We start from the raw sequence: 12,626 nt of genomic DNA, 5'->3' as shown, positions 1-12,626 counted from the left end.
TTGTTTTCATAGCTTGGAAAGCCCGGTTCCTTTGGAGCCGGGTTTTTTATTGGTGTGGTGAAGCCGGTTAGAAAAACGTCAAAACCCAAAAGAACGTGGGGCTTTGGCAAGCTCGGCCTCACGTTCTTTTGGGTTTCTAGACTACTTCACTGGCTGGAGAGAAACATCGTTCCTCAGCACCAGTCGAGCTTACTTGCGGCCGAGCCAGTTTTCGGGGTTGAGGTTGGCACTGTTGCGCCACACTTGGAACTGTACTTCGGAGGTGCCCTCGGCGTTGGTCGAAACCGTGCCCAGGGTCTGGCGGGCCTCAATGGTCTGGCCCTCGCTCACGCTCACGTTGCGCAGCTTGGCGTACACCGTGAAGTAGTCGCCGTGCTGGACCATGACAATGTTGCCCATGCCCGGCACGCTGGCCACCGTAAGCACCTTGCCGCTGAACACGGCCCTTACTGGCTCGCCCGAGTTGGTCTGGATATCGACGCCACGGTTCTCTACCACCACGTTTTTGAGTACCGGGTGGTTGTGGCGGCCGAAACGCTGACTGATAAAGCCTTTGCCCACTGGCCAGGGCAGTCGGCCCCGGTTGTCGGTGAAGGAGGCAGCCAGCTTGGCCGTTTCGGGCGTTAGCGTTACGCGGTCGGTGCGCTCGGCCTTGGTGGCGGCGGCTTCTTCGGCGGCGGCAGTGGCCGGGGTGCGCGAGGTGGCACCGGGGCTACGGCCGGCGTTGGCCGCTACCTCGGCGGCGCGGGCCTTGGCCACCGCCCTACGCGCGGCTTCGCGGGCAGCGCGGGCAATTTCCTCGCGTACGCGCAGCGCAATCAGGTTATCGAGCCGGCTGATGGCCCGCTGCCGGTTGGCCAGTTCCTTGCGCAGGCCTTCTTCCTGCTGGGTGAGCTTGGTAATCACCTGGTTCTGCTGCACTTTCAGCGTGGTCAGGGTTTTCTTTTCGGAGAGTTGGGTGGAGAGCAGCGAGCCTTTTTCCTGGCGCTGCTGCTGCAGGCCGGTTAGCTGCTGGCCCAGGCGCTGCTGGGTTTGGGTAATCTGGGTGGCCTGGGCCTGGCGCACCTCGGTGTACTGCCGGATGTAGCGCAGGCGCAGCAGGAACTGGTTGAACGACTCGGCCGCAAACAAGAACATGAGGCGGTTGTAGCCGTTAGCCGTTTTCGAGCCGGCATATATCAGGCGGGCATACTCGGCCTTGAGGCGCTCCAGACGCTGGCGCGTCTGCTGCACCTGGCCTTCGGTCTGCTGCACGTCGCCCTCAATATAGCGTAGCTCCGAGCTGATGTTTTTGATGACGCCCTGCTGCACCACCAGCTTCTCCTGAATAGCGTTGAGCTGGCCCACCGACGCCTGTTTTTTCTGCTGGGTCTGGGCCAGAATGCGGCTGGTTTCCTTGATACGCTTAAGGTTGGCGCGCCGCTCGCGCTCCAGTTGGGCTTTGCTCTTTTTGGCGGCCGGTGCCTTTTTTTGGGCCAGTGCTACCGGGGCCGTTGGGCCAACCAGCAGCAGCAAGAGCAGCAACAGCAGGAGCCGGCCGGTTTTACTTCTTGCGTGCATAGCCCTTGGGTACGGAAAACGGGAATTGCAGCCGGCCCTTATCCAGGTCGATGGACCGGTAGGTGAGCGTGACCAGGGTAGGCGGCTGCTGGCGCTGCTGCACCTGCACCTGGGTCTCGAAGGCGAAGGGCTGCGGGTTGCTTTCAAGCTGACGGAAATCGGCGTAGTCGACCGTTACCTGGTTGGCCTGCACCGAGTCTTGCACCAGCAGCTGGCGCGGGCGGCCCTGGGCCAGATCTACGAGCTGCATAATCAGCAGGCCGGCCTGCTCGTAGCGCACCCGCTGCACCGTGCCCTCGGTTGTTACGGCCGGCTGGGTGTCGGGGCTGATGGGGGCCAGGTAGTTGCCCAGCAGCAGCGCCTGCAACATGTCGAAGGTAACGGGTACGTTCAGCCGCTGGCTCAGGTAGGCAAAGTCGCCCGAGTAGTACTCGCGGCGCAGCTTATCGATTACCTGCACCGAGTCGCGGGTGATGTAGAGACGCCCGCCCTCAATACCCAGCAACGACGCCGACAGCCAGATAGCACTGTCTTTGCGCATCCGCAGGTTTATGTTGGCGCTCTGGTCGCCAAACTGGGCTTTGCCCTTGGCCGTCATGAACTGGAAATCGAGGTTAATGGCCTTCACAGCCTCCGGCACCGGGTTGGTGGCCGAGGGTTGAGTGGCAGTCGGCAGCAGCTTTTTGGTGCAACTGCCGAGCAGTAGCGGCAGGGCCAGTAGTACGCTCAGCAGCAGCGCGGGGCGGTTATTCATACAGCTTCTTATCCTTTATTTTTCGGTTGATGAGCGCCGAGGCACCGCCTTTCTGGCCAGCCCGCTGCCACTCGGTTACGGCCTTCTCCTTGTCGCCGAGCTGAAACAGTACGTCGCCGTAGTGTTCCACAATGGTGGCATCGGAGGAGAAGCGCAGAGCAGTTTCGAGGGCCCGACGGGCACCGGCGTAGTCTTTCAGCTGGTACAGCACCCAGGCATAGGTATCGAGGTAGGTAGGGTTTTCGGGAAACTGCTTTACCAGCTTGCCCGACATTTCCTTGGCCTTTTCCAGCTTTTCGCGCCTTATCGACAGAAAGTAGCTGTAGTTGTTGAGGGCCTGGGCGTTGTTGGCATCGAACGTCAGGGCCGATTCGTAAGCGGCATCCGATTTGGGATAATCCTTCAGTTCATGATACACGTCGCCGAGCTGCGTGTCGAACTGGGCCAGCAGCTCCGGGTTATCAGTGGCCAGCTTACGGCCGTATTCGAGCGACTTGACGGCCTTGGCCGGCTGTTTTTCCAGCTGATGGCCGACCCCGTTGTAAAACCAGAGCGGTGCCTGGTTCGGAAACAGCTCCAGCGCCTGCGTGGTATGAGCCAGCAGCGAATCGGTCTGGCTCAGTTCGGCGTCAATCAGCACCACCTGCTGCCAGATCTGGTAGCGGGAGTTATCGAGGCGCAGGGCCTTAAGGTAACTGGCGCGGGCGGCAGCCCGGTTTCCGGTTACAATTTCGATGTCGCCGGCAATGGAAAAGGCTTTGGCCTCGCGCGGATGAACCCGCATGGTAACGGCAGCCAGCCCGCGGGCCATTTCGTTGAGGCCGGGGTCGGGCAACTGCTTCAGGTACTCAATCAGAATGCGCACCTTGTCGTCGATATCGAGGCTGGGACTCTCGAAGGCCAGTTTCAGTTGCCGCTCCGATTCGGGCCGGTTGTTCTGGAGCCGGTATACGTCGGCCAGAATCATGCGGGCCCTAGGGTTGTCGGGGTCGGAGCGCAGGGCCTGGTTAGCTACCCGCACGGCATCATCGAAGCGGCGGTTGGTGGCGTACAGCTGGGCCTGGGCCAGCACATAGCGCGGCTCGTCGGGGTTCGATTTGATTAGCGACTCGCCTTCCAGCAGCGCCTGGTCGAGCTTGTTCTGGCGCAGGTAAATCTGCTGTTTCTTAAACGAAATTTCGTCCTGGGGCCCAAATTTCTGCTCGGCCTGCCCGAACGTCGTCAGGGCCTCATCGAGCCGACCCTGGGCTACGTACAGGTCGGCCAGATTGAACAGGTAGTAGTTGGAATCAGGAACCTGCCCAATAAGCGCGGTATATACTTTGGTGGCCTCCTCGTACTGTTTCTGCGAGGTGTATATCTGGGCCAGCAGCAGGTAGTAGTAGGCGTTTTGCGGGTCAAGCCGCACGGCAGCCCGCCCAAAGTTTGTAGCATCTTGCAGGTTGCCGCTGAGCAGGTTGGCTTCGGCAATCTTGTAGTTAACGGCCGCATTGCCTGGGTTCAGCGCATAGGCCTTCAGCAGGCGCTCCAGGGCCTTATTGTAGTCTTCAAGCAGCACGTAGCGCACGCCATCCACGAAGTAGGACTCGCTCATCTCACGCTCCTTGGGCGTGAGCACCCGCGGCTGCCGGGCGGCTTCATCGAGCGTGGCCCGGCGGGCCAGCTCACGGCGCTCTTTACGGCTGAGCTTGCCCGGCTTGGCTTCCGGCTTGCTTTCCGGTCCGGCCTCGGCCGGCCGGGCAGCCGGGGCGGGCTTACGCTGGGCATACCCTGGCCCGGCCAGCAGCAGGCTCAACAGGAAGGGCAGCAGCAACGCACGGAAAAGGACCATAGGGGAAGCAGATAAGCCGGGAACAAGGGCCTGCCGTGAAGATAAAGAAAAGGCCGGCGGCCCGCCGCACAAAGGAGGGCCGCTACAAAGCAGTACGTCATCCGGAATAAGGCGAATGAGTTAACGCGAATCCATTGAAACGGCTGCCGTTCAACAGGTTAACGTCAACTTATTCGCCTCGCTCCGAACGACGTACTGTTGGATAACAGCAAACGGCACGAAATATTACAACCGCATCGTGTTATAGTCGCCCACACTCAGGTCCAGCGACTTGCCGCTGAGCGTAGCGTGCGAGCCAATCATGGAGCCCGCCACGTTGGCGTGTTCGATGGTAGCCGACTGCTGCACAATGCTATTGGACACCACCGAACCGGTAATGCGGCTGCCGGCACCAACCGATACATGCGGGCCAACTACCGAATTGGTAATTGTCACGTTTTCGCCCAGGTACACCGGCTCAATGATAACCGAATTGGTTACCTGCGCCGAGGTGGCCGTCAGCTTTTCGCCGCGCTCCTGCAGAAACTCCAGGTAGCGCTGGTTGGTGTACACGGTAGCGTCTTTGTTGCCGCAGTCGAGCCACTCGGTTACGCGGCCGGGCACGAACTGCGTGCCTTTGTTCTTCATGTTTTCGAGGGCATTGGTGAGCTGATACTCGCCTTTGTCCATGATGTTGTTGTCGAGCAGGTACTGTAGCTCGCGCTTTAGGTACTCGCCATCCTTGAAGTAGTAGATACCGATGATAGCCAAGTCCGACACGAACGTCTGGGGCTTCTCCACAAAGTCGGTGATCTGGCCCGCGTCGTCGAGCTTCACCACACCGAAGGGCTTGGGGTCTTCCACGCTCTGCACCCAAATGGTGCCATCAACATTCGTGTCGAGGGTAAAATCAGCCTTGAACAGCGTGTCGGCGAAGGCCACTACCACGTGTCCGTCGAGGGCCGACTGGGCGCACAGGATAGCGTGGGCCGTACCCAGGGCTTCGTCCTGGTAGCATATGGTTCCCTTACCGCCCACCGATTCGGCAATCTTGATAAGGTCCTGCTCCACTTCCTTTCCGAAGCTACGCCCGATGATGAAGGCCACTTCCTCCACCGGCTCGGCGCATACTTTGGCAATGTCCTCCACCAGGCGGTGCACAATGGGTTTGCCGGCAATCGGAATCAGGGGCTTGGGAACGGTGAGCGTGTGGGGGCGCATGCGCTTACCCATACCAGCCATCGGGACGATAATTTTCATTCAACTAAAATTAAAAGTGAAAAACTAAAAATTGCGAGCGAATCATTATAAAATCGGGCATTGATTATCTGTCGAGAAGAGATAAAACAACCGATTTTTAATTCTTCACTTTTAATTTTTAATTCGAAATTCAAACAACGCCCGTACTGCCGTAGCCGCCCGCACCGCGGCCGGTTTCCGACAGGGCCTCGGCCGGTTGCCAGGCTACCACTTCGTGGCGGGCCACCACGAGCTGGGCAATTCGCTCCCCATCCTGCACCACAAACTCCTGGTCCGAGAGGTTAACGAGCAGCACCTTCAACTCGCCGCGGTAATCGGCGTCGATGGTGCCGGGGCTGTTTACGAGGCCGATGCCGTGCTTGTAAGCCAGCCCACTACGGGGCCGCACCTGCATCTCGTAACCCACTGGAATTTCCAGAAACAAGCCTGTCGGAATGAGGGCGCGCTGCAAAGGCCCTAACGTAACCGGCGCGTCGAGGTTGGCCCGCACGTCGAGGCCGGCCGCGTGGGCCGTCTGATACTCGGGCAGTGCGTGGCGCGAGCGGTTGATAACGGGAATCTGCATAGGGCAAAGGTAGGTTTTGAGCCGCAAGCTATCAGCTGCAAGCCGCAAGCACATTCAAAAAGCTTGCGGCTTGTAGCTGACAGCTCAAGACTAGATGCTTCGCAGTCGCCGGCCTTCTACGGCCGCCACCAGGCCCACGAAGCCCAGCGTAAGCAGCGCGTGGAAGCCGTAGCGGCCCCAGCCGGGCGCCACGGGTACGTACCAGCTGACGGCTACCACGGCCACCGCTACCAGTAACCAAATCAGTAGCCGTGCCACCGGGTAGGGCACCGGGAAGTGCCGCTCGCCCAGCCACCAGCACAGTGCGGCCATCATAAAGTAGCAGGCCAGCGTGGCCAGTGCCGAGCCCATGTAGCCCAGCAACGGAATCAGTAGGAAGTTGAGAGCAATGGTGAGTACGGCCCCGCCGAAGCTGATGTAGGTGCCGTAATACGTCTTATCGGTGAGCTTGAACCACACCGACAGGTTCCAGTAGACGCCCAGAAACAGGTTAGCCAGCAGCAGCACCGGCACCACGGCCAGCCCTGCAAGGTATTCGGGGCTGCGCAGGAATAGCTGCGCCACGATGTCCAGATTCACGCTCACGCCCACGAACAGCATGGCGCAGCACAGCGTGAACCACTTCAGTACCAGGGCAAACGTGCGGGGCGAGTTCTGGTCAGTACTCTGGGCGAAAAAGAACGGCTCGGCCGCGTACTTAAAGGCCTGAATAACGAGGCTCATCAGTATACTGAGCTTGTAGCAAGCCCCGTACACGCCCACCGCCGCCAAGCTGCTTTGGCCAGGATAAAAACCTTCGGGCAGCCATCGGGGCAGCAGAATCCGGTCGAGTGTTTCGTTGACCATCCCCGCCAGACCCATCAGCATAATCGGGTAGGCATACTTAAACATGGGCCGCAACGGCTCCAGGTTCAGGCGGAAGCGGAAGTCGGTCAACTCGCGGCCCAGCAGCAGCACCGTGAAGGCACTAGCCGCCGCATTCGAGATGAAAATGTAGCCCACGCCGATGCTGGGGTCGTAGATGGCGCGCACCAGCGGCTGCAGCGCCGACAGGTATTTGCCGGCCAGAATATCGGGGCAGGCAACGATAAAAAACAGGTTGAGGCCCACGTTGAGGGCAATATTGGCCAGCCGAATGGCGGCAAACTTACGGGCTTTGTTTTCGAGGCGCAGGCGGGCAAAGGGTAACGCCGCCAGCGCATCAAGACCCAGGATGGCTGCAATCCAGTAGGCATAATGCTCGTTGCCGGGCGGTAGGCTCAGTAGCCCCGTCAGGGGGCGAGCCAGGAGCATCAGCAGCAGCGTCAGTACTACGCTACTGAGCAACAGCAGCGTCAGGGTCCGGTCGTAGAGTTCCCGCCGGTCGGTGCCGGGGCGGTTGGCGAAGCGGAAATACGTGGTTTCCATGCCGTAAGTGAATACCACATTCAGAAACGACACGGAGGCAAACAGCCCCGTCACGATGCCGTACTCGGCCGCCACAAACCGCGCGGTGTACACGCGCACAAGCAGAAAGCTCACCGTGCGGCCCAGAATGCTGCTCACCCCGTAAATAGCCGTCTGGGAAGCCAGCTTCTTTGCTAAACCCATTTTTATTAATTAAAAATCAAAAGTGAAAAACTAAAAATGGCCGCTGGAGTCATCGAGTTATGTTGAATGGGTCCATTCTATCAGTCATTTTTAATTTTTCGCTGTTAATTTTTAATTGCCGGTGAAGGCTGCCGGACGCTTCTCCAGGAAAGCGGTAGTTCCTTCTTTGAAGTCGTCGGAGGCAAAGCAGCGGCCGAAACCCTGGGCTTCGGTCTGGTAGCCGTGGCGCTGCTGGTCGTAGTAAGCATTCACCGAATCGAGGCACAGGCCCACGGCCAGCGGGGCTTTGCCCAAGATGCGCGCGAGCAGTTGCCGGCTGAAATCGAGCAGCTCGGCCTGTGGCACCACGTGGTTGACGAGGCCCAGGCGCAGGGCCTCGTCGGCCTTCACCATGTCGGCCGTCAGCAGCAGTTCAATAGCCTTTCCTTTGCCCACCAACTGAGCCAGGCGCTGGGTGCCGCCGTAGCCCGGAATCAGGCCCAGGTTTACTTCGGGCTGGCCAAAGCGGGCATTGTCGGCGGCTATCCGCATGTGGCAGGCCATGGCCAATTCGCAGCCGCCGCCCAGCGCGAAGCCGTTTACGGCCGCTACCACCGGCTTTCTGCTTTCCTCAATCCGGCCAAATATTTCCTGGCCCCGCTCCGACGCCTTGCGGGCCGCCAGTACATCGAGCCCGGCCAGCTCGGCAATATCGGCTCCGGCCACAAAGGCTTTCTCGCCGCTGCCCGTCAGCACAATGCCGCGTACCTGCGCATCGTCCTGGGCCTGCATAAAGGCGCTGCCGATATCCTCGATGGTGGCGGCATTGAGGGCGTTAAGCTTATCGGGACGGTTGACGGTGATGGTGAGGATACCGGAAGCGGCATCGAGGTCGTAGAGCAGTGTGGCGAAAGAAACGGGCATGTGGTGGGAGAGGGTGGGAAACGTTGAAACAGTGCGAGGGCCAAAGATAGAACGAAATGACGCGCTCCAGTCTGCCCAGCCCACCTACCGAGGCGGCCGGCTGAACGCCTGAATAATGGCGTTGGGCGAAATGCCGGGCCGAGCCCGAGGACGAATAGCCACCTTTGGGCCTGGTAATTACCTGCTGTCCGTTTAAATAGTAAAAACTCTATCTTGAACTTGCATTTTTCACTCTCTCTTATTTTTCGCGTATGGGTTTTGTTTCCGAATTCAAGGAGTTCATCTCGAAGGGCAATGTGCTCGACTTAGCCGTTGGTGTTATCATTGGTGGGGCTTTCGGTAAAATCGTCGCCTCGCTCACCGACGATATTCTGATGCCCATTCTGACGCTGCTTACCGGCGGCCTCGATTTCAAAGAGTGGTACCTCTCGCTTGATGGGAAGACTTACGCTACGCTGGAAGCAGCCAAGGCTGCTAAGGCCGCTACCATCAACTACGGCCTGTTCCTGAACGCCATCATCACGTTCCTGCTGATGGCCTTTGCCATCTTCTGGCTGATAAAAATTGCCAACCGCTACAAGAAGCCTCAGGAAGTGGTGGCCGTAACTGATCCTGTTCCAACAAGGGAGGAAATACTGCTCACCGAAATCCGCGACGCGCTCCGCAATCGGGCTTAAGCTGTAAAGCTCGTGCCCACAACGCCGGCTTTGGCTGCCTTCGGGCTGCCGGGGCCGGTGTTGTTGTGTCAGGTTGGTAGTCCGCCCATAACTTTTTGCGCGCTTTGAACTAACTTCGCTAGGGACCAGTTCGTTTGCTGAATTCCCAACCGCCGAACTTTTCGCTGTTTTGATGAACAAATTGCTTTCCCTGCTGGCCCTGGCCGCTGCTACCTGGGCTACTACCCCCGCCGCTCGTGCCCAAACGGCCGTGCTCGATGGCCAGACCCGGGAGGAAACTCAGGCCCGGCAGGCTACCCAGAAACAGGCTCGCAAGCGCGGCAAAGGCTCGGCCGATGATGTAGCGAATATGCAGCGCCGCATGAACATGAACGCCGCGGAAAGCAAGCGCGACCAGCAGTTGGAGGTGCTCGATGCCCGCTCGGGGGCAGGCAACTCCAGCCTCAGCCGCGCCGATGGTGGCTACCGCCAGTATGATAAGGGTACCGGCGGCTTCACGGTGCGCAAGTTCAAAGACAAGCGTGTTGGGGCCAAACCACCCAAGCGCGGCCAGACGCGCCAAGGCGGGTACGTCAATCCCAAGGGCAAGCCCATGACGGACAAGCAAAGGAGCAATCGTAATAAAAAAGGGTTCTTGTTTTTCTAAGCAAATCAGGAGCGGTGTAAAATACCTGTGCCTGTAAAGCAATCGGCCCCTATCCTTCAAAGGACAGGGGCCGATTGCTTTACAGGCACAGCCGCGTCGAATGACGCACTTAACTACACTTTCTTAGAAGGCAACGGCCACCATCCTACAAGCAGGATGGTGGCCGTTGCCTTCTAAGAAAGTGCTTGCCAATCAGCCTGCTGAAAGCAGCGTTCTGGTAGCGCAGACGCTGATTACAGCGTCCGCTTGATCTCCTGCTCTTCGAAGCCTTCGATGTTGTCGCCCTCCTGGAGGTCGTCGAAGTTCTTGAGCGAAATACCACACTCGTAGCCCTGGCGTACTTCCGACACATCGTCTTTGTAACGCTTGAGGTCTTTGATGTCGCCCGAGTACACCACAATGCCGTTGCGCACGAGGCGCACCTTGGTTTTGCGGGTAAACGTGCCGTCGGTAACCATACAGCCACCAATTGCGCCCACCTTGGTGATATTGAACACCTGGCGAACTTCGGCGTTGGCCACCACCACTTCCTTCACCGTCGGGGCCAGCATGCCTTCCATGGCATCCTTCACCTCGTTGATGGCGTTGTAAATGATGGAGTAGAGGCGGATATCGATCTGCTCCTGCTCGGCCAGCTTGCGGGCACTGATGGAAGGCCGCACCTGGAAACCGATGATAATAGCGTCGGAAGCCGAAGCCAGCAGTACATCGGACTCGGAAATGGCACCCACACCCTTGTTGAGGATGTTGATGGCAATTTCTGGCGTGCTGAGTTTGAGCAAGGAGTCGGCCAGTGCTTCCACCGAGCCATCCACGTCGCCCTTCACAATCACGTTCAGCTCCTTGAACGAGCCGATAGCCAGACGGCGACCAATCTCGTCGAGGGTGATGTGCTTCTTGGTGCGCATGCTCTGCTCGCGGGCCAGCTGCTGACGCTGGGTGGCCAATTCGCGGGCTTCGCGCTCCGTTTCCATTACCTGGATTTTGTCGCCAGCCTGGGGCGCGCCCGTCAGACCAAGAACCTGTACCGGGGTTGCCGGACCAGCTTTCTTCATCTTCTTGCCGCGGTGGTCGGTCATGGCTTTCACACGGCCAAAGTGCGGGCCAGCCAGCACGATGTCGCCTACTTCCATGGTACCGGTCTGCACCAGAATGGTGGTTACGTAGCCGCGACCCTTGTCGAGCGAGGCTTCGATAACCGTACCCACGGCCTTGCGGTCGGGGTTGGCTTTCAGCTCCAGCAGTTCGGCTTCGAGCAATACTTTCTCCAGCAAGTCATCAATGCCAGCACCGGTTTTGGCCGATACTTCCTGGCTCTGGTACTTGCCACCCCATTCTTCTACCAGAATGTTCATCACCGACAGCTCCTCGCGCACCTTATCGGGGTTAGCGCCGGGCTTGTCAATCTTGTTCAGGGCAATAACGATTGGTACACCAGCCGCTTGCGCGTGGTTGATGGCTTCCCGGGTCTGGGGCATTACCGAGTCGTCGGCTGCTACTACGATGATAGCAATGTCGGTGACTTTAGCACCACGGGCACGCATGGCGGTAAAGGCTTCGTGACCCGGCGTATCCAGGAACGTTACGCGCTTATCCGACTTGGTCATCACGTCGTAGGCACCGATGTGCTGGGTGATACCACCGGCTTCACCTTTAGCTACCGTGGCACTCCGGATGTAGTCAAGCAGCGAGGTCTTACCGTGGTCGACGTGACCCATGATGGTCACGATGGGGGCGCGGGGCTGCAAATCAGCCTCATCGTCCTCAATCTCGGCTACCGTTTCCTCTTCCTCGGCCGACAGGAACTCAATATCGTAACCGAACTCGTCGGCAATAACGGTAATGGCTTCGGCGTCGAGGCGCTGGTTGATGGAGACGAACATGCCCATGTTCAGGCATACCTTAATCACCTCGTTCACCGATACGTCCATGAGCGACGCCAGGTCGTTGGCCGAGATAAACTCGGTTACTTTCAACGTCTTGGAGTCCAGCTCGTTCTGAGCGCGCATTGCCTCCCGGTCGTCGGCGGCGTTGCTCCGCTTGTCGCGGCGGTACTTAGCGCGGTTCTGCGACTGACCACGGCCGCCGCTGAGCTTAGCCAGCGTAGCCTTGATCTGCTCCTGAATCTGCTTGTCGTTCTGCTCGGGCGTGAGCGGCGCGGCGGGCTGGCGTGGAGCACCGGTACGGCCACCGGTTCCCCGGTTGGCAGCTGGGCCAGTACCCGTCGGGCGGGCACCTTGGCTAGGGCTTACCGGACGAGAGTTACCAGTTCCACCAGTCTGGCCAGGGCCATTCATCGGGATACGCTGGCGTTTCTTCTTATCGGCGCTGAGGCCGCTCTTACGTACGTCAGACGAAGCCACCGGACGGGCACCCCGGCCGCCGCGGCGCGACGAGTCGGTAGGCAGCTCTATTTTGCCCAGTACCGTCAGGCCCTTGAGCTGATCGGCTTTGGCAACGATGGTATTGTCTTCGGCAGGCGCATCGGCAGTCGGCGTGGCCGCGGCCGGAGCAGCAGCCGGTGTAGCCGGAGTGCTGACAGCGGGCTTGGCTTCGGCGGCGGGTTTGGCAGCTTCGGTGGGCTTAGCGGCTTCCGGCGCTTTCGCTTCAGGGGCCTTCGCTTCAGCAGAGGCTTTGGCTTCTGGGGCTTTGGCTTCTGGGGCTTTTGCCTCGGAGGTCTTGGCCTCCGAAACCTTGGCTTCGGCAGGTGCTTTGGCTTCCGTTGCTTTAGCTTCGGCTACCTTGGGCTCTGCAGCTTTGGGTGCGGGCGCTTTAGCTTCGGGCGCTTTTGCTTCAGCAGCTGGCTTCTCAGCCTTGGGGCGCACCGGGCGGCCTTGCGAGTCAAGCTCAATTTTGCCCAG

10 protein-coding genes are annotated in these 12,626 nt (G+C 59.3%); 2 read left to right on the top strand and 8 right to left on the bottom strand.

From position 1 onward, the window contains the following. Positions 1 to 189 precede the first annotated feature (189 nt). The 7 genes from HW556_RS00940 to HW556_RS00910 form a co-directional block, all read right to left on the bottom strand. Complete coding sequence (locus HW556_RS00940) at positions 190 to 1,560, bottom strand: murein hydrolase activator EnvC family protein (protein ID WP_246289475.1); 1,371 nt, start codon at positions 1,558 to 1,560, stop codon at positions 190 to 192. Continuing rightward, the gene (locus HW556_RS00935) at positions 1,544 to 2,314 is read right to left on the bottom strand and encodes a DUF4292 domain-containing protein (RefSeq protein WP_176897131.1); all 771 of its coding nucleotides are present in this window, start codon (positions 2,312 to 2,314) and stop codon (positions 1,544 to 1,546) included. The genes HW556_RS00940 and HW556_RS00935 overlap by 17 nt, the downstream gene beginning before the upstream one ends. Further along, positions 2,307 to 4,145 carry a tetratricopeptide repeat protein gene (locus HW556_RS00930; protein ID WP_176897129.1) on the bottom strand — a complete coding sequence of 613 codons (1,839 nt, stop codon included), beginning with the start codon at positions 4,143 to 4,145 and terminating at the stop codon, positions 2,307 to 2,309. Before HW556_RS00930 ends, HW556_RS00935 begins: the two co-directional genes overlap by 8 nt. 225 nt (positions 4,146 to 4,370) lie before the next feature. Continuing rightward, the gene (locus HW556_RS00925; protein ID WP_176897127.1) at positions 4,371 to 5,384 is read right to left on the bottom strand and encodes a sugar phosphate nucleotidyltransferase; all 1,014 of its coding nucleotides are present in this window, start codon (positions 5,382 to 5,384) and stop codon (positions 4,371 to 4,373) included. A gap of 130 nt (positions 5,385 to 5,514) precedes the next feature. Beyond that, complete coding sequence (gene dut, locus HW556_RS00920; RefSeq protein WP_176897125.1) at positions 5,515 to 5,949, bottom strand: dUTP diphosphatase; 435 nt, start codon at positions 5,947 to 5,949, stop codon at positions 5,515 to 5,517. Between the two features lie 90 nt (positions 5,950 to 6,039). Beyond that, complete coding sequence (locus HW556_RS00915) at positions 6,040 to 7,539, bottom strand: oligosaccharide flippase family protein (RefSeq protein WP_176897123.1); 1,500 nt, start codon at positions 7,537 to 7,539, stop codon at positions 6,040 to 6,042. A gap of 111 nt (positions 7,540 to 7,650) precedes the next feature. Further along, positions 7,651 to 8,442 (bottom strand): enoyl-CoA hydratase-related protein, encoded by a 792-nt coding sequence (locus HW556_RS00910; RefSeq protein ID WP_176897121.1) that lies wholly within the window; start codon positions 8,440 to 8,442, stop codon positions 7,651 to 7,653. 251 nt (positions 8,443 to 8,693) lie between these two features. Here HW556_RS00910 and mscL point away from each other — a divergent pair, with 251 nt between their 5' ends. Together mscL and HW556_RS00900 are read left to right on the top strand one after the other, a co-directional pair. Next, positions 8,694 to 9,119: a large conductance mechanosensitive channel protein MscL gene (mscL, locus tag HW556_RS00905; protein WP_176897119.1), complete on the top strand. Its 426-nt coding sequence runs from the start codon at positions 8,694 to 8,696 to the stop codon at positions 9,117 to 9,119. A 172-nt stretch (positions 9,120 to 9,291) separates the two neighbouring features. Further along, complete coding sequence (locus HW556_RS00900) at positions 9,292 to 9,765, top strand: hypothetical protein (RefSeq protein ID WP_176897117.1); 474 nt, start codon at positions 9,292 to 9,294, stop codon at positions 9,763 to 9,765. 233 nt (positions 9,766 to 9,998) lie between these two features. Here the strand turns inward: HW556_RS00900 and infB are convergent. Then, a partial coding sequence (gene infB / locus HW556_RS00895) for a translation initiation factor IF-2 (protein ID WP_176897115.1) occupies positions 9,999 to 12,626 on the bottom strand: 2,628 nt, incomplete at its 5' end.

It is taken from the genome of Hymenobacter terrestris (assembly GCF_013377905.1).
Classification (GTDB): domain Bacteria; phylum Bacteroidota; class Bacteroidia; order Cytophagales; family Hymenobacteraceae; genus Hymenobacter; species Hymenobacter terrestris.
Note: the sequence above shows the minus strand (reverse complement) of the source record. Positions and strands in the feature narration are given on the sequence as shown.